Origin of the sequence: Nocardia sp. MDA0666 (assembly GCF_003023875.1) — a bacterium.
In the GTDB taxonomy this organism is placed as follows: Bacteria; Actinomycetota; Actinomycetes; order Mycobacteriales; family Mycobacteriaceae; genus Nocardia; species Nocardia aobensis.
This window is the reverse complement of record NZ_PYHT01000021.1, coordinates 1-16,295: the sequence shown is the minus strand read 5'-3', so window position 1 is coordinate 16,295 and position 16,295 is coordinate 1. Positions and strand designations below refer to the sequence as shown.

Here is a 16,295-nt window from a genome sequence, read left to right as displayed (position 1 = left end):
CGAGTCCGCGTGTGCGGGCTCGGATCGTTTTTCGCCCGGTGACGTGCGGAATCGGGGCCGCACGTCATCGAATTTGGAGAATTCAGGCCGCGTCGGATCCGGCGAGCTGTTCGCCGACCGCACGCAACGCGTCCAGATCGGACACTTCGAACGGCAGCGCGGTCACCGTCACGATCGGCACCCGCGGATGGGCGCCGGTGAAGCGGTGTAGCAGATGCTGTTCGCGTTTGGCGGTGACCGCGCGATGGGCGTGGATGCGCAGGATGTCGGCGGTCAGCGTCGCGGGATCGGTGGCGGCGTCCGCGGCGGCCACGGCCTCCTTCACGGTGCCGTCGGAGGCGCTGCCCGGGCCGGGGCTCAGCCGGTCCGCGGCGGCGGTCGCCTGAGCCGACGAGAGGGTGCACAGCACCGGATGGGTGCGATTGAGCACCAGCCCGGCCAGCGGCATTCCGTCGGTGGAGAGCCGATCCACGAAGAACGACGCCTCGCGCAGCGCGTCCGGCTCGGCCGCGGCGACCACCACGAAATGGGTTCCGGGCCGCGAGAGCATGGCGTAGGTGCGTTCGGCGCGGTCCTGGAAGCCGCCGAACATCGACTCCAGCGACTGCAGGAACAGCGACGCGTCCTTGAGCATCTGCCCGCCCACGACCGTGGACACCCCGCGCACGGCGAGGCTCATCGCGCCGGTGACGAGGCGGCCCACGCCGCGGCCGGGCGCCATGATGACGCGGATCATCCGGCCGTTGAGGAAATTGCCGAGCCGCTTGGGCGCGTCGAGGAAGTCCAGGGCATTGCGCGAGGGCGGGGTGTCGACGACGACCAGATCCCACTCGCGCTTGGCGACCAGCTGGCCCAGCTTCTCCATCGCCATGTACTCCTGCGTTCCGCCGAAGGAGGAGGCGACGGTCTGATAGAAGGGGTTGGCGAAGATCTGCTCGGCCTTGTCCGGACTGGTGTGCTCGAGCACCATGTCGTCGAAGGTGCGGCGCATGTTGAGCATCATCGCGTACAGCTCACCCTTGGCCGTCTCGGGCAATTGGACGCGCTGGGGAGCGTTGCCGAGGTCGCTGACGCCCAGGGACTGGGCCAGCCGCCGCGCCGGGTCGATGGTCAGCACCACGACCTTGCGGCCCTGTTCGGCCGCGCGCAGGGCGATCGCCGCGGCGGTGGTGGTCTTGCCGACCCCGCCGGAGCCGCAGCACACCACGACCCGGGCGGTCGGGTCGGCGATGACGGCCCCGACATCCAGCAGCGGAGTCGCCGGCGGGATCAGCGGGCTCGGATGGCTCATCAGCGGACTCCCTGCGCGCTCAGATGTTCGGCCAGTTCGTACAGTCCGCCCAGGTCCATACCGTCGGGCAACGCCGGCAGATACAGGCGGCTGATATCCACCTTCCCCAGTTCGGCGGAGCTGTCGTCCTGGGCCTGCAGGGTGGCCGAATGTTCCACGGCTTCCTGGATCAGGCCCTGGAAGTCCTTGTCGTCCACCGTGATTCCGGCATCGGCCAGCCCCGCGCGGACGGCGTCCAGATCGAGGTCACCGGTCGCGACGCGGGCACGCACCGGGGCGGGGAGAAAGCCCTCGGTGGCGCGATTGACGATGACCGTGCCGATCCGAAAATCCGATTCGGTCAACTCGGCGATCGCGTCCGCGGTCTCCTGCACCGGCAGCGCCTCGAGCAGGGTCACCAGGTGGACGACGGTCTGCTCGGAATGCAGCAGCGCCGCCACGCCCTCGGCCTGCCCGGCGATCGGCCCGCCCTTGGCGACCTCGGCCATGGCCTTGGTGACGTCGAGGAATCCGGCGATGCGACCGGTCGGCGGGGCGTCGACCACGATCTCGTCGTAGACGCGCTTACCGGATTTGTCGGTGCGGACCGCGCATTCCTTGATCTTGCCGGTCAGTATCACGTCGCGCAGACCCGGAGCGATGGTCGTGACGAATTCGATGGCGCCCATCCGGCGCATCGCCCGGCCCGCGAAGCCGAGGTTGTAGAACATGTCGAGATATTCCAGGAAGGCGTGTTCGATATCGAGGGCCAGCGCCATCACCTCGCCGCCACCGTCGGCGGTGGCGATCTTGGTTTCGGTGGGCGGCAGCGGCGGCAGATCGAACAATTGGGCAATCGACTGGCGGCCCTCCACCTCGACCAGCAGCACCCGGCGCCCGCCGGCGGCCAATGCGAGCGCCAAAGCGCCTGCGACCGTAGATTTTCCGGTCCCGCCCTTGCCGGACACGTAATGCAGCCGCGCTTTGTCGGCTCGGTCCGGCCACCCTAATTTCAGTCCCGGCTCTTGCGAAACGGGTACTGCTGTCGGTACTCCCACGCTCGCGAGCCTATAACCCGTTACGAAACAGCGACCAGAGGATCGCCCTACTGTCTGGTAGGACACAGCGCACTTCCGTGCGAGCCGGAAATGTGCTGATCGCTTCGCGAGGAGTCGCTCGGCCGCACAATTCACCGTCGGTTCACCCAGTACGCTTCTGCGACATGAGCGATGTGACGGTCTGGGAATACGCGACGGTGCCGCTGTTGACGCATGCGACCAAACAGATTCTGGATCAGTGGGGCGCCGACGGCTGGGAACTGGTCACGGTGCTGCCGGGGCCGACCGGTGAGCAGCACGTGGCCTATCTGAAGCGGCCCAAGCAGTGACGGCCGGCACCGACTGGCGGGCCAACCTCGAACGGCTGGGTCTCGCCCTGCCGCCGGTCGCGGCTCCGGCGGGCGCCTACATTCCGGCCGTGCGCAGCGGTTCGCTGGTCTACACCGCCGGCCAGCTGCCGTTCGTCGACGGCGCGCTGTCGGCGACCGGCAAGGTGGGCGCCGACGTGAGCGTCGAGGACGCCGCGCGTGCGGCCGGGCTGTGCGCGTTGAACGCGCTGGCCGCGGTCCACGATCTGGTCGGTCTGGACGCGGTCGTGCGAATCGTGAAGGTGGTGGGATTCGTCGCCTCGGCGCCGGGTTTCACCGATCAGCCGCTGGTGATCAACGGCGCGTCCGAGCTACTGGGCGAGGTCTTCGGCGCCGCGGGAGTGCACGCCCGGTCTGCGGTCGGCGTTTTCGAGTTGCCCAAGAACACTCCGGTTGAGGTGGAGCTGATCGCCGAAGTGCGGTAGGCAAGGGAGATGACCCTCACTCATCCCGCGTACGGACAACTGCGGCCGGTCACCGGGACCGCTTCGGTGTTGTTGGCCGACAATCCGAACCAGATGACCCTGGAGGGTACGAACACCTGGATTCTGCGGGCGCCGGATCGATCCGACTGTGTGGTGATCGATCCGGGGCCCAAGGACAAGGCGCACAGCGAGGCGATCGCCCGCGCCACCGACGGCAATATCGCGCTGACGCTGATCACCCATCACCATCACGACCACACGGGCGGCATCGATCGGCTGGTGAAGCTGACCGGAACGCCGGTACGGGCGATGGATCCGAAATATCTGTCCGGCTCCTCGGCGCCGCTCACCGACGGCGAGGTGGTCGAGGCGGCCGGGCTGCGCCTGACGGTGCTGGGCACCCCGGGGCACACCCAGGATTCGGTCAGCTTGCTGCTCGACGACGCGCTGATCACCGGCGATACCGTGCTCGGCAGCGGCACGACGGTGCTGGAATCGCGGGACGGCGCACTCGGCGACTATCTCGACTCGCTCGCGCTGCTCGCCCGGCACGCCCCCGGCCGTGCGCTGCTCCCGGCGCACGGCCCCGACCACCCGCAGGCCGAGCCGGTGATCGGTTACTACATCGAGCATCGGCATCAGCGCCTGGACCAGGTGCGGGCGGCCTTGCGCGAACTGGGTGAGAACGCGACACCGCTGCAGATCGTGTCGAAGGTCTATGCCGATGTGGACAAACGGCTGTGGCCGGCCGCGCGCAGCTCGGTCAAGGCCCAGCTCGCCTATCTGCGCGGCCGGAACTGAGCCGGATGCGCCGGAGCGCGGTGGGAATCCCTACCGCGCCCGGCGAGCCAGCCGCTCCGAATCGGAGATCAGCACGCTCTTACCCTCGAGCCGCAGCCACCCGCGGTGGGCGAAATCGGCCAGGGCCTTGTTCACCGTCTCGCGCGAGGCGCCGACCAGCTGGGCGATCTCTTCCTGAGTGAGGTCGTGGGTGACCCGCAGGGCACCGGCCTCCTGAGTGCCGAACCGCTGCGCGAGCTGCAGCAGCGCCTTGGCGACTCGACCCGGGACATCGGTGAAGATCAGGTCGGCCAGGTTGTTGTTGGTACGCCGCAGGCGACGGGCGAGCACCCGCAGCAACTGTTCGGCGATCTCCGGCCGCTGGTCGATCCACGCCTTGAGCGCATCGCGATCCATGGTCACCGCACGCACCTCGGTCACCGTGGTGGCCGTCGACGTACGCGGGCCCGGGTCGAAGATCGACAGCTCGCCGAACATGTCCGACGGGCCCATGATGGTCAGCAGGTTCTCGCGTCCGTCCGGGGAACGGCGGCCGATCTTCACCTTGCCCGACGTGATGATGTACAGCCGATCGCCGGGCTCGCCCTCGTTGAAAATGACATGGCCACGTGGAAAATCCACAGGCTGAAGCTGTTTGGCGAGAGCAGCCACCGCGGTGGGCTCGACGCCTTGGAAGATGCCTGCTCTGGCGAGGGCCTCGTCCACGAATGTGCTCCTTATGGGAATTGACGGTGCTTACTGCGGCGTCAGCGGGTCCCTACGTGGTACGCAGGCTGCCGCCTGGCTCGGCGTCGCTCGCCACAGTGCTGGACCGAAGCGTTCGGCCGACAGTGCAGTCTACTTGCCATCCACGCAGCGTAGTGACAGACACCACGTAACGTGCGGTTTGTGAACGGGCGCGGCGTCGCGGAAAGTTCCCGGGCTCGGGTGTTCGCGGGTCGGGGCGGCGGTCTCGCCGGGCGGCGGAATCGGGTCAGCTGGCCTGGGCGACGTCCAATTCGTCGCGATTACGGCGGCGGCCGCCGGAGCCGGCGTGTGCGGGCACGCCCAACTTGGCCAGCTCGTTGACCTCGGCATTGCTTGCCCTGTCCAGATATTGCTGGACCTCTTCACCCGGTTCGAGCAGCTTGCGCAGGCGGTTTTCGACACGTTCCATGAACAGTGCGAAAAGCATCAACACCACCGGGAAGAGCACCACAGCGAGTCCTTGCATACGGGTGAGTAAACACGGAGAAGGTCTCAGATGGAACACGGGGATTGTTCGCGATCGCGCTCACGTCGGTGCGGTTCCGTATGGTGGACGAGTGCGTGAACCCAGATCCACCGCCGTGAACGGGCACGAGACGGCCGCGACGGCCACCGATGCGGCGTCGGTCACATCGACCGAATCGAGTTCAGTGGCTCGAAAAAAATCTCCGCAGAAATCCGCGAGTGCGAACTCGAAACTGGCCGCCCGATTCGCCGACGAAACCCGGCTGGGTCTGGTACGCCGCGCCCGGCGGATGAATCGCACACTGGCGCTGGCATTTCCCGACGCGCACTGCGAACTGGATTTCACCACCCCGCTCGAATTGGCCGTTGCCACAATCCTTTCCGCGCAATGCACCGACGTCCGGGTGAATCAGACGACCCCGGCATTGTTCGCCCGGTACCGCGACGCCGAGGCCTATGCCGCGGCCGACCGCACGGAACTCGAGGAATACATCCGGCCCACCGGCTTCTACCGCAACAAGACGAGTTCGCTGATCGGGCTGGGACAGGCGTTGGTGGAACAGCACGACGGCGTGCTGCCGCACACGATGTCCGAATTGGTGAAATTGCCGGGCATCGGGCGCAAGACCGCCAATGTCATCCTCGGCAATGCCTTCGATGTGCCGGGAATCACTGTCGATACCCATTTCTCGCGGCTGGTGCAGCGATGGAAATGGACCACGGAGGACGATCCGGTCAAGATCGAACACGCCGTCGGCGAACTGATCGAGCGCAAGGAATGGACGATGCTCTCGCATCGGGTGATCTTCCACGGCCGCCGCGTCTGCCATTCCCGTAAACCGGCGTGCGGCGCCTGCCTGCTCGCCAAGGATTGCCCCTCGTTCGGAATCGGCCCGACCGACCCCGTGACGGCCGCCGCACTGGTGAAGGGACCCGAGGCCGAGCATCTGCTCGAATTGGTGGGCCGGTGAAATCGGTTCCGACCGCGTGGCGATGGGCGTTCGTCATTCTCATAGCGGTGGTGGCGCTCGCGGTCGCGGTCTGGCCGCGCGGCGACGACCGCGGCCCGTCCGTCACCACCACCGCGGTCCAGGGCGGGCCGGCTTCGGTGTCCGACGGGCAGCGTGCCGCGGCCGCACTGGCCGATTGCCCGCGGCCGGGTGATCCGACGGGACGGCCACCGACGCCTGCCACCGGTCCGCTGGCCGGGATCACTCTCGAATGTCTGGCCGACGGGCGTCCGGTCGACCTCGGCGAGGCGTTGGCCGGCCGTCCGGCGCTGGTGAATCTGTGGGCCTACTGGTGTGAGCCGTGCGCGCGGGAACTGCCCGCGCTGCAGCAGTTCTCGGCCCGCGCCGGTAGCGCGCTGACCGTGCTGACCGTGCACAGCGATCCCGACGAGGGCAAGGCGATGGCCCGGTTGCGCGACCTCGACGTGCATCTGCCGGGTACGCAGGACGGCGCCGGAAAGGTGCGGACGGCGGTGCGGGCGCCGGCGGTCCTGCCGGTCTCGGTCCTGGTCCGCCCCGACGGTTCGGTCGCGAAGGTGGTGGTCCGGCCGTTCGATACCGCCGACGACGTCGCCGCCACGGTCGCGCAGGAATTGGGGGTGCGGGTGTGAACGGGCAGGACGCGAGGACAGGCGAGGGATTGATCCGGTACGACCGGTACGGACCGGACGCGGAGGCAGTGCGCACAACCGTGGAGGACCTCGTCCGTGCCCGATAGATCCGAGATGAACGACAATTCGACAGCAGAACACCGGCCGCACCTGCTCGCCACCGATATCCCGGACTGGCTGCGCGGAGTCGCCGAACACGAACCGGCCGATCCGACGGGTGTGAATCAGGTGCTCAATCGCACCGCGGGCAAGCTGGTATCGGCCGCGTTGCGACCCCGGGAGGCCGCGGTACTCGTGTTGTTCGGTGGTTCGCCGGACGCCGATCCGGGAGCTCGTGGCGGCCTGCCCGCCGACGCGGACGTATTGCTGACTCAGCGTGCGGCCACCCTGCGGCAACATCGCGGGCAGGTCGCGTTCCCCGGCGGAGGCGTGGAGCCGGGTGACGACGGTCCGGTCGGCACCGCACTGCGCGAGGCGCGCGAGGAGACCGGCCTGGACCCCGTGGGCGTCGAACCGTTCGCCGTCCTGCCCAAGATCTTCGTCCCACCGTCCCGGTTCGACGTCACGCCCGTGGTCGCGTATTGGCGCACGCCCGGTGAGGTGGGGGTGGTCAGCGAAACCGAAGCCGCCCGCGTGGTGCGGGTGCCGCTGGCGGATCTGATCGACCCGGCGAACCGGTTCGTCGTTCGCCATCCCCTGGGGTACATGGGGCCGGCCTTCGCGGTCGATGGCATGCTCGTCTGGGGTTTCACCGCCGGTGTGCTCGCCGGTCTGCTTGCGGTATCGGGATGGGAGCGGGACTGGGATCACCACGACGTGCGTGATCTGCAGGCTTCGCTCGCGGCAGTGGGGATGACGTTATGAGTAGTTCCGGGTGGCTCGACCTCGCGGTCGTCATCATCGCGCTGCTGGCCGCCACCTCGGGGTGGAGACAGGGTGCGGTGGCCTCGGCGCTCGGATTTCTCGGTGTGGTGCTCGGCGCGGTGGCCGGCATCCTGATCGCGCCGCACATCCTGCAGCACATCAGCGAGGGCCGTCAGCGCGTCCTGGTGGGCGTCGTGCTCATCGTCGCGCTGGTGATCGTCGGCGAGGTGGCCGGCATGGTGCTCGGCCGCGCGGCGCGTAGCGGTATGCGGCATCCGTTCACCCGCAGTATCGACAGCGTGGTGGGTGCGGCGCTGCAGTGTGTGGCCGTGATGGTCACCGCCTGGCTGCTGGCGTTGCCGCTGGCATCGTCATCGCAGCCGGGTATCGCTGCCGCGGTCAACGGCTCCCGGGTGCTCGCAGACGTGAACGGGGTCGCGCCGAATTGGCTGCGCCGGGTACCGAACGAATTCTCCAAACTGCTCAACACCTCGGGCCTGCCGGAGGTGATCGGCCCATTCGGTCGCGCGCCGATCGCCGCGGTCGAGCCGCCGGACCCGAGCGTTCTCGACACGCCCGTCGCGCTGAATCTTCAGCACAGCGTGTTGCGGGTGAACGGTGTCGCGCCGAGTTGCCAGCGCGCGCTGGAGGGTTCCGGATTCGTCGTGGCGCCCGAGCGCATCATGACCAATGCGCACGTGGTCGCGGGCACCTCCACCGTGCAGGTCGACACCGCGCGCGGTCGCCTGGACGCGACGGTCGTGCTGTTCGACCCGTCCAAGGACGTCGCCATCCTGGCCGTTCCCGGACTCAACGCGCCGGTGATCCCGCTCGCGCCGTCGCCCGGAAAGTCCGGTCAGAGTTCGATCGTCCTCGGCTATCCCGGCGGTGGACCCTACACCGCCAGCGCGGCCCGGGTCCGCGAGACGCTCGAGCTGACCGGTCCCGACATCTACAAGAGCAACACCGTCGAACGGCAGGTCTACACCGTGCGCGGCCGGGTCCGCGCCGGCAATTCCGGTGGCCCGCTGGTCGACGCCGACGGTGAGGTGCTGGGCGTGGTCTTCGGCGCGGCGGTCACCGACGATGACACCGGCTATGTCCTCACCTTGAAGGAGGTCGAATCCGATCTGGAGGCCGCGTCGAATTCGACCGCGCCCGTCGGCACCGGTGACTGCGTCCTGAGCTGAGGATCCGCTCGCGTCAGGCGTATTGCGCGGTGGCCGGGTCGCCCAGCAGTTTCGACAGTTCCGTCGTGACGGCGTCCGGATTCTCCTGGTGGGCGAAGTGCCCCGCCGACGGAATCGTGACCACGCGGCGGCCGGGCGCGAGTTTGCCGGCACCGCGCACGGTGGATTCGAGCATGTAGTGGTCGGCGTCGCCGCGCAGGATCAGCGTCGGCACGCGGACGGGTTCGCGCATCGCCGCCAGGAAGCGGCGGCCGTCCGGACGCCACTGACTGCGGAAGGCCCAGCGCTGATACTCCAGGGCACAGTGTGCCGCGCCGGGTATCCGGATCGCCGAGCGCATGCGCTGGGCGGTGTCGACGAACTCCGTGGTGCCCGCCCACCGCGGCGCGACCCGCTCGCGCACGAGACGTTCGATTTCGAATCCGTCCTGGCGGGTCAGCCGGCGCTCGCCGTACCGCGGCAGCTGATACCGCAGGAAATTCGGCAGATAGGCCGCGCGCTGGCGACGATCGCGCAGCACGGCCCGCTTCAACGCCACCGGATGCGGTGACGCGATCAGCGCGATCGACCGCACCACCCGCGGATGCAGCACCGCGGTCGCCCAGCACACCAGCCCGCCCTCGGCATGGCCGACCAGGGTGGCGTCGGTATGCCCGAGCGCCCGCACCAGGCCGGCGATATCACCGGCCAGCGTCCAGCCGTCGTAGCCGCGCGGAGGCTTGTCGGAATCGCCGTAGCCGCGCAGATCAACCGCGACCGCGCGATAGCCGGCCTGGGTGAGGCCGGTCAGCTGATGCCGCCACGACCACCAGAAATCGCCGAAGCCGTGCAGCAGGACGACCAGCGGCCGCGCGGGATCGCCCACCGCGTCGTCGGCGCCGCCCTCGGCGATATGGAAGCGGATGCCGTTGGCGTGCACGTCGCGATGCGTCCACGGGCCGTCGAAGCGGACGCTGGACGGATCGGGAAGCGGATTCGACGACACGCCGAAAGCGTAATCGCCGGACTATGCCGTCGGCTTGCCGGCCGGGCCGTCGGCGTGTGAGCCGAAGCCGTGCGGCAGCACCGTCCGGGTTTCCTTGAGCGATTCGATCGTCTTCTCCGGCGCGCGCAGTTTGCGGACCTTCCGGTAGCCGAGCAGCCCCAGCACCGCCACCACGACGATCATCAGCACGAAGACGATCAGGAACGCCGCCCACCGGTACAGCCACACATCCAGCAGCTCGGCGAGGAAGAAGAAAAAGAAGAACGACGAGAACAGCAGCACCGTCAGCGCGCCGATGAAGAAGACGCTGCCCTGCAGGCCCTTCTTGATCTCGCCGGTCACCTCGGCCTTGGCCAGCTCCACCTCGGCGCGGACCAGCGTCGACATCTGCTCGGCGGCGTCGCGCACCAGATCCCCGACGCTGGCATTCGCGGTGGTATCGACCTCGGACAGCGGAATCGAGGTGATGGTCCGGTTTCGGCCCGCGTCGTTACCGCCGTTTGTGAAGCTCAATTGCTCGACCCTTCTCCATGTCCCGGTGCTGTCCGGCCTTCACTCGTATTCGGTGGCCGCACTCGCGTCTCGCCGCGCCTGATGCGCCCGCCCACGCCGCAACAGTAGCGCCGAACCGAGCAGAGAGGCCGCCAAGGACGTCATCAACACGGCGGCTTTCGCCAGTTCGGTCGCGGCCCGGTCGGGCAACGCGAGTTCTGCCACCAAGAGGCTAACGGTGAAACCGATCCCGCCCAGTACCGACAGGGCCGACATATCCCGATTGCCGAGACCGGCGGGCCGCCTGGCGATTCCGAACCGGATCGCCAGCCAGCTCGAGCCGAAGATGCCCACGGTTTTGCCGATCAGCAGTCCGGCGATGATCGCCAGCGACAGCCGGGAGGTGAACATCTCGCCGAAAACCTTGGTGGACAACGGAACTCCGGAGGCGAACAGTGCGAACAGCGGGACGCACACGCCCGCGGAGATCGGCTGGAACAGATGCTCGAGCCGGGCCGCGGGCGCCTCGTCCTCCTCCGGATCCGGGCGGACCCGGGTCAGCAGCCCGCAGATCACCCCCGCCAGCGTGGGATGAATCCCGGCCTCGTGCAGGGCGAACCACGACAGCAGCGCCAGCGGCACATACACCAGCGGGGTACGAATACGCAGCCGTTGCGCCACCGCCCAGCCCGCGAAGCAGGCGGCCGCACCGGCCAGCCAGCCGACGGCCACCGTGGTCGTGAACAGCACCGCGATCAAGACGATCGCCATCAGATCGTCGACCACGGCCAGGCTGAGCAGAAACACCCTCGCCCCGGCCGGAATTCGCGAGCCGGTCATGGCCAGGACGGCCAGCGCGAAGGCGATATCGGTCGCCACCGGAATCGCCCAGCCGCGATCCATCCCCGGCACACCCCAGCCGATGGTGAAGGCGATCACCGCGGGGGTGATCACGCCGCCCACCGCTGCCACCACCGGGAGCGTGGCCCGTTTGCGATCGGCCAGCTCACCGACGACGAGTTCGCGTTTGAGCTCGAGCCCGGCGACGAAGAAGAACACCGCGAGCAGACCGTCCTTGGTCCAATCGCCCAGAGTGAGGTCCAGATGCAGCGGCGGGATCGCGAGGGGCGTGTCCACCATCGCGAAATAGCTGTCGCGCCACGGAGAATTGGCCCACAGCAGCGCCACCGCCGCGGCGACGAGCAGCAAAGCGCCGCCGACGGTTTCGGTGCGAAGATAACGAGCGAGCTCGGAGCGCAGCGCGACGATCACGGAGATCCTTTCGGGAGCGGACGGCGACTGCGGCGGGCACTCCCGCAACGGGGTCACCAACCACACGCCGACCAGACTTCCCGGCACTCCTCGACGAAATTTTACCGGTTCCGATATGGCCTTTCACCGCCGCCTTCGGGTTCCACCGGCGCGAACGGTCGAGCCCACGCCCGGTGCGGCACCGGACGTGGGCTCGACAAGCGCGGTCGATCAGGCGTTGGAGGCGCGGATGGCTTCGAACACGTTGGGGTCGACCAGGGTGGAGGTGTCGCCGAGTTCGCGGCCCTCGGCGACGTCGCGCAGCAGGCGCCGCATGATCTTGCCGGAGCGGGTCTTGGGCAGTTCGGGCACGATGTGGATCTCGCGGGGGCGTGCGATGGGGCTGATCTCGCGAGAGACCTCGGCCTTGAGCTCGTCCACCAGCTGTTGTCCGGAGTTGTTCGAGCCGCCGGTGAGGATGACGAAGGCGACGATGCCCTGTCCGGTGGTGGTGTCGCTGGCGCCGACGACCGCGGCCTCGGCGACGCTGTGGTGTCCGACGAGCGCGGATTCGACTTCGGCGGTGGAGATGCGGTGGCCGGAGACGTTCATGACGTCGTCGACGCGGCCGAGGACCCACAGGGCGCCGTCGGCGTCGATCTTGGCGCCGTCGCCGGCGAAGTACCAGCCCTGGGCGGCGAAGCGTTCCCAGTAGGTGGCCTTGTAGCGTTCGTCGTCGCCCCAGATGCCGCGCAGCATCGACGGCCAGGGCTGGTCGAGGACGAGGTATCCGACGACCGCGGAGCTTGCGGAGCGGTCCGATGATTCGGCTTCGGTTCGATTGATTTCGACCGGATTGCCTTCCTCGTCGACGACTTTCGCGGTGATGCCGGGCAGCGGGGCCATGGCGGCGCCGGGTTTGGCGGGGGTGATGCCGGGCAGCGGGGAGATCATGATGGCGCCGGTTTCGGTCTGCCACCAGGTGTCGACGATGGGTGCGCTGCCCGCGCCGATGACTTCGCGGTACCAGCGCCACGCTTCGGGGTTGATCGGTTCGCCGACCGAGCCGAGCACGCGCAGCGAGGACAGGTCGTGGGCGTCGGGGATCTCGCGGCCCCACTTCATGAAGGTGCGGATCAACGTGGGGGCGGTGTAATAGATTGTGACACCGTACTTTTCGATGATCTGCCAGTGGCGGTGCTCGTCGGGGAAGTTGGGGGTGCCCTCGTAGACGACCTGGGTGGCGCGGTTGGCCAGCGGGCCGTAGACGATGTAGGAGTGCCCGGTGACCCAGCCGATGTCGGCGGTGCACCAGTACACGTCGGCGCCGGGTTTGTGGTCGAACACGTAGTGGTGGGTGTAGGCGACCTGGGTCAGGTAGCCGCCTGAGGTGTGCAGGATGCCCTTGGGCTTCCCGGTGGTGCCCGAGGTGTAGAGGATGTAGAGCGGGTGCTCGGCATCGAACGGCTGGGCCTCGTGCTCGGGACTCGCCTGCGCGACGGTTTCGTGCCACCACAGGTCGCGGCCCTCGGTCCACGGGATCTCGATATTCGTGCGGCGCACCACCAGCACGTGTTCCACGCTGTGCGGCACGTCGCCGTGGGCGTAGAGCGCCTCGTCGACGGCTTCCTTCAGCGGCGCGGCCTTACCGCGGCGCCACTGTCCGTCGGTGGTGATCACCAGGCGGGCCTCGGCGTCGTCGACGCGCTGGCGCAGGGCGCTGGGGGAGAATCCGGCGAAGACCACCGAATGGGTCAGGCCCAGCCGCGCGCAGGCCAGCATCGAGACGATGGCCTCGGGGACCATCGGCATGTAGATCGCGACCCGGTCGCCGGCGACCAGGCCGAGTTCGGTGAAGTAGTTGGCGGCCCGGGAGACCTCGGCCTGCAGCTGGGCGTAGGTGATCGAGCGGGAATCGCCGGGCTCGCCCTCCCAGTGGATGGCGACCTGGTCGCCGTAGCCGTCGGCGACGTGGCGGTCCACGCAGTTGTAGGCGACGTTGAGCTTGCCGCCGGTGAACCAGCGCGCGAACGGCGCGTCGTCCCAGTCCAGCACCCGATCCCACGGCTGATGCCAGTGCAGCCGCTGCGCCTGCTCGGCCCAGAAACCGTCGCGATCCGCCATTGCCCGCTCGTAGATGGACGCATCGGCATTGGCTGCCGCGGCGAATTCGGCGGTAGGCGGGTACACGTCTCGGTGCTCAGCGGTGGTGTCGGTCATCTCGCCTCCATCGGGCCTGTCCATCGGATACGCGTCGGCCGCAGCGTGACCGCGGCCACGATGTGACCCTAACGGACTGTGACCTGCGCCGCGTACCGGTCCCGAACGGTGGGCCCGGGACGCGGACCCCGGTCGGCCCCGTGATGCGCTCGGCTAGCGTGTGGGTCGTGACCGACGTGCTGCAACCCCTGGTCGAGCTGCCCGGTGTCCGCGATGCGGCCGACCGCGCCCGCGACGCGCTCGCCGAAGTCCACCGGCACAAGGCGAACCGGCGGGGCTGGCCGACGACGGCGGCCGAGGCGGCGGTCCGCGCGGCGCGGTCCTCGGCGGCGATCGACGGCGGGGCCACCGAGCTGCCCGCCGACGGCCGGGTCGCCGACCCGATTCTCGCGGGGGCGCTGCGGGTCGGGCAGGCACTCGACGGTGACGCGCTGCGCAATCTGGTCGGTGTGTGGCAGCGGGCGCCGCTGCAGGCGCTGGCTCGTCTGCATCTGCTCGCCGCGGCCGATCTGGTCGACGACGAAATCGGTCTCGGCCGCCCGCGACCCGAACCGGGTGTCGCCGAACGGCTCGATCTGCTGGCTCAGACCGTGCTGACCTCGAATGCGCCGGCCCCCGTGCTGGCCGCGGTGGTGCACGGCGAGTTGATGTCGTTGCGCCCCTTCGGTTCCGCCGACGGCGTCGTGGCGCGGGCGGCGTCCCGGCTGGTGGCCGTCGCGAGCGGCCTGGATCCGCACAGCCTCGGCGTGCCCGAGGTCTTCTGGCTGCGGCGCCGTCAGGCTTACGTCGACGCCGCGGCGAGCTTCGCCGAGGGGACGGCCGAGGGTGTGGGCGGTTGGGTGGTGTTCTGCTGCGGCGCGCTGGAGGACGGTGCCCGCGAGGCGCGATCGATCGCCGACGCGGCGGGATGAGCGCAGGAGATGAACGGGGCGGGACGAGCGCTGATCACAACGAGGGCGAAAAGGGTCCGCACATCGAAGCGGGCGGCGTAGCCGTCGTCGGCCTCACCGCCCGCTAGCACGGACTACCCGGTTACCAAGCGTGCTTGTCGGGTTGTGTTCTGCGGCCTCGGCGATCATCCGAACTCCGCCGGTTCATCCCCGCAACTTGTGCGAGGCCATTGCCGACGTGAATTCGAATTTCGCAGGCCCACAACGCTTCTGCCCTTGTCGCGGCGCGCTCCGCGTGGGTGCCTGGCGTCCGTGCTGGGAAGTGCGGATGGGAGATCGAACCTTCTCTTCCGTTTCGATCTTGGCCTTCCGCCCCTCCGTGCGTCCATTGTTACTCTGTGAGCCCCCTCACATCAAGGGTCGAGAGGACATTACTCATAATCGGCGTGTGGCCCCTCGAATCGTGGTTACATCGATGGGTTGCGCGTCGTTGACCAGCCTCGATGTGCCAGGAGTGCCGCCCTCAGCGGCGCCGGCGCAGCAGCCGGTAACTGAGGGCGCCGGCCAGTACCGCGCTCACCCCGACCACCGCCGTGGCGGCCACCGTCGTGGTCGACGGCGCGGGAATGCGCGACCACAGTGACACCGGATTCGAGAAGGTCAGGATCGGCCATTCCCGGGCCATCGCCTCGCGGCGCAGATTCCGGTCGGGATTGACCGCGGTGGGATGTCCGACTGCCGACAGCATCGGCAGATCGGTGATCGAATCGGAGTAGGCGTAGCAGCGCGAGAGATCGTAGCGTTCGGTCGCGGCCAGTTTCTCGATCGCCTCGACCTTGCCCTCGCCATAGCAGTAGAACTCGACTTCGCCTGTGTACTTACCGTTTTCGACCACCATGCGAGTGGCCGCGGTATGGGTGGCGCCGAGCGCGGCGGCGATCGGGGCGACGATCTCCTCGCCCGACGCCGAGACGATCACGACGTCGTGGCCGCGGATCTTGTGGTCGGCGATCAGATCCGAGGCCTCGGCATAGATCAGCGGATCCACCAGTTCGTGCAGTGTTTCGGCGACGATCGAGCGCACCTGCGACACATCCCAGCCGGCCGTCATCTTCGTCAGGTGTTCGCGCATCCGCTCCATCTGGTCGTGGTCGGCGCCGGAGAGCAGGAACAGGAAGTGCGCGTAACTGGACTCCAGCACGGTGCGCCGATCGATCAGTCCCTGGGCGAAGAACGGCCGGCTGAAGACGAACGCACTCGACTTCGCGATGACCGTCTTGTCCAGATCGAAGAAGGCGGCGATCCGGGGTGCGGACGGCGCATCCCTCGTCTCGTGCGCGCGGTTCGCTGCTGCGTCGTTGCGGTGTCGCGGGTGCCCGGTATCCCCGGCGGCCCGATCGTTCGTAGCTGTTTGGTCGCCCTCGGCCGTCACCGCTCCAGAATAGGGAGCTTTCCCGCCGACGCGGCGTTCAGCCCGGCCACACGCCCCGCTCGACGCCCTGGGAGCCGCCCCGCTCCGGGCGAAACTTCGTCATGCGATGGACTTGCATTGCGGCCGGTTTCTGGGTGTAGTATTGCTGGCACCTGGACATGGTCCAGGCGCGTTCAGCCCGACCCCCCGGGGCTGAACCCCTGTCTCTTATACACA

The 16,295-nt window shown here is 68.4% G+C and carries 17 protein-coding genes; 8 read left to right on the top strand and 9 right to left on the bottom strand.

What is annotated here, in order from left to right; translation table 11 throughout:
• Positions 1 to 82: 82 nt before the first annotated feature.
• On the bottom strand, positions 83 to 1,291 hold the full coding sequence (locus C8258_RS24650; RefSeq protein WP_106957216.1) for an ArsA family ATPase: 1,209 nt from the start codon (positions 1,289 to 1,291) through the stop codon (positions 83 to 85).
• Positions 1,291 to 2,328, bottom strand: a complete 1,038-nt coding sequence (locus C8258_RS24645) for an ArsA-related P-loop ATPase (RefSeq protein ID WP_106957215.1) — start codon at positions 2,326 to 2,328, stop codon at positions 1,291 to 1,293. Before C8258_RS24645 ends, C8258_RS24650 begins: the two co-directional genes overlap by 1 nt.
• Before the next feature lie 164 nt (positions 2,329 to 2,492).
• On the opposite strand from C8258_RS24645, the gene C8258_RS24640 reads away from it, so the two are divergent.
• Genes C8258_RS24640 through C8258_RS24630 form a run of 3 tightly spaced genes read left to right on the top strand, consistent with a single transcriptional unit; the run spans position 2,493 to position 3,922 of the window.
• Positions 2,493 to 2,657 (top strand): DUF4177 domain-containing protein, encoded by a 165-nt coding sequence (locus C8258_RS24640; protein ID WP_085997207.1) that lies wholly within the window; start codon positions 2,493 to 2,495, stop codon positions 2,655 to 2,657.
• Positions 2,654 to 3,121 (top strand): RidA family protein, encoded by a 468-nt coding sequence (locus C8258_RS24635; RefSeq protein WP_036497372.1) that lies wholly within the window; start codon positions 2,654 to 2,656, stop codon positions 3,119 to 3,121. Before C8258_RS24640 ends, C8258_RS24635 begins: the two co-directional genes overlap by 4 nt.
• 9 nt (positions 3,122 to 3,130) lie before the next feature.
• The gene (locus tag C8258_RS24630) at positions 3,131 to 3,922 is read left to right on the top strand and encodes an MBL fold metallo-hydrolase (RefSeq protein WP_106957214.1); all 792 of its coding nucleotides are present in this window, start codon (positions 3,131 to 3,133) and stop codon (positions 3,920 to 3,922) included.
• Positions 3,923 to 3,952: 30 nt separating this feature from the next.
• On the opposite strand, the gene C8258_RS24625 is transcribed toward C8258_RS24630, so the two are convergent.
• Together C8258_RS24625 and C8258_RS24620 are read right to left on the bottom strand one after the other, a co-directional pair.
• A complete protein-coding gene (locus C8258_RS24625) occupies positions 3,953 to 4,627 on the bottom strand; it encodes a Crp/Fnr family transcriptional regulator (RefSeq protein WP_019044571.1) in 675 nt (224 codons plus the stop codon).
• Between the two features lie 268 nt (positions 4,628 to 4,895).
• Positions 4,896 to 5,135, bottom strand: coding sequence for a hypothetical protein (locus C8258_RS24620; protein WP_030516432.1), 240 nt, complete (start codon positions 5,133 to 5,135; stop codon positions 4,896 to 4,898).
• 232 nt (positions 5,136 to 5,367) lie between these two features.
• On the opposite strand from C8258_RS24620, the gene nth reads away from it, so the two are divergent.
• From nth to C8258_RS24600, 4 genes are all read left to right on the top strand, one after another.
• Complete coding sequence (gene nth, locus C8258_RS24615) at positions 5,368 to 6,105, top strand: endonuclease III (protein WP_233225327.1); 738 nt, start codon at positions 5,368 to 5,370, stop codon at positions 6,103 to 6,105.
• The gene (locus C8258_RS24610; RefSeq protein WP_106957213.1) at positions 6,102 to 6,755 is read left to right on the top strand and encodes a TlpA disulfide reductase family protein; all 654 of its coding nucleotides are present in this window, start codon (positions 6,102 to 6,104) and stop codon (positions 6,753 to 6,755) included. The genes nth and C8258_RS24610 overlap by 4 nt, the downstream gene beginning before the upstream one ends.
• A gap of 114 nt (positions 6,756 to 6,869) precedes the next feature.
• Positions 6,870 to 7,619 carry a CoA pyrophosphatase gene (locus tag C8258_RS24605; RefSeq protein ID WP_051024135.1) on the top strand — a complete coding sequence of 250 codons (750 nt, stop codon included), beginning with the start codon at positions 6,870 to 6,872 and terminating at the stop codon, positions 7,617 to 7,619.
• Complete coding sequence (locus C8258_RS24600) at positions 7,616 to 8,809, top strand: MarP family serine protease (RefSeq protein ID WP_106957212.1); 1,194 nt, start codon at positions 7,616 to 7,618, stop codon at positions 8,807 to 8,809. The genes C8258_RS24605 and C8258_RS24600 overlap by 4 nt, the downstream gene beginning before the upstream one ends.
• Before the next feature lie 13 nt (positions 8,810 to 8,822).
• Here the strand turns inward: C8258_RS24600 and C8258_RS24595 are convergent, their stop codons facing one another.
• From C8258_RS24595 to acs, 4 genes are all read right to left on the bottom strand, one after another.
• Positions 8,823 to 9,794 (bottom strand): alpha/beta fold hydrolase, encoded by a 972-nt coding sequence (locus C8258_RS24595; RefSeq protein ID WP_106957211.1) that lies wholly within the window; start codon positions 9,792 to 9,794, stop codon positions 8,823 to 8,825.
• 21 nt (positions 9,795 to 9,815) lie between these two features.
• Entirely contained in the window at positions 9,816 to 10,307 is a 492-nt protein-coding gene (locus tag C8258_RS24590) for a phage holin family protein (protein ID WP_036497381.1), read from the bottom strand.
• A 39-nt stretch (positions 10,308 to 10,346) separates the two neighbouring features.
• Positions 10,347 to 11,558: a Na+/H+ antiporter NhaA gene (gene nhaA / locus C8258_RS24585; RefSeq protein WP_106957281.1), complete on the bottom strand. Its 1,212-nt coding sequence runs from the start codon at positions 11,556 to 11,558 to the stop codon at positions 10,347 to 10,349.
• A 210-nt stretch (positions 11,559 to 11,768) separates the two neighbouring features.
• Positions 11,769 to 13,757: an acetate--CoA ligase gene (acs, locus tag C8258_RS24580; protein ID WP_106957210.1), complete on the bottom strand. Its 1,989-nt coding sequence runs from the start codon at positions 13,755 to 13,757 to the stop codon at positions 11,769 to 11,771.
• Positions 13,758 to 13,924: 167 nt separating this feature from the next.
• Between acs and C8258_RS24575 the strand changes: the two genes are divergently transcribed.
• On the top strand, positions 13,925 to 14,668 hold the full coding sequence (locus tag C8258_RS24575; RefSeq protein WP_106957280.1) for an oxidoreductase: 744 nt from the start codon (positions 13,925 to 13,927) through the stop codon (positions 14,666 to 14,668).
• A 502-nt stretch (positions 14,669 to 15,170) separates the two neighbouring features.
• Here C8258_RS24575 and C8258_RS24565 read toward each other — a convergent pair.
• On the bottom strand, positions 15,171 to 15,950 hold the full coding sequence (locus C8258_RS24565) for an HAD family phosphatase (RefSeq protein ID WP_039775629.1): 780 nt from the start codon (positions 15,948 to 15,950) through the stop codon (positions 15,171 to 15,173).
• Positions 15,951 to 16,295: the final 345 nt, after the last annotated feature.

Bases quoted from the DNA above. Each gene is read 5' to 3' on its own strand.
- C8258_RS24650 (WP_106957216.1), bottom strand. From the start codon at position 1,291: ATGAGCCATCCGAGCCCGCTGATCCCGCCGGCGACTCCGCTGCTGGAT.
- C8258_RS24640 (WP_085997207.1), top strand. From the start codon at position 2,493: ATGAGCGATGTGACGGTCTGGGAATACGCGACGGTGCCGCTGTTGACG.
- C8258_RS24630 (WP_106957214.1), top strand. From the start codon at position 3,131: ATGACCCTCACTCATCCCGCGTACGGACAACTGCGGCCGGTCACCGGG.
- C8258_RS24620 (WP_030516432.1), bottom strand. From the start codon at position 5,135: ATGCAAGGACTCGCTGTGGTGCTCTTCCCGGTGGTGTTGATGCTTTTC.
- C8258_RS24605 (WP_051024135.1), top strand. From the start codon at position 6,870: ATGAACGACAATTCGACAGCAGAACACCGGCCGCACCTGCTCGCCACC.
- C8258_RS24600 (WP_106957212.1), top strand. From the start codon at position 7,616: ATGAGTAGTTCCGGGTGGCTCGACCTCGCGGTCGTCATCATCGCGCTG.
- acs (WP_106957210.1), bottom strand. From the start codon at position 13,757: ATGACCGACACCACCGCTGAGCACCGAGACGTGTACCCGCCTACCGCC.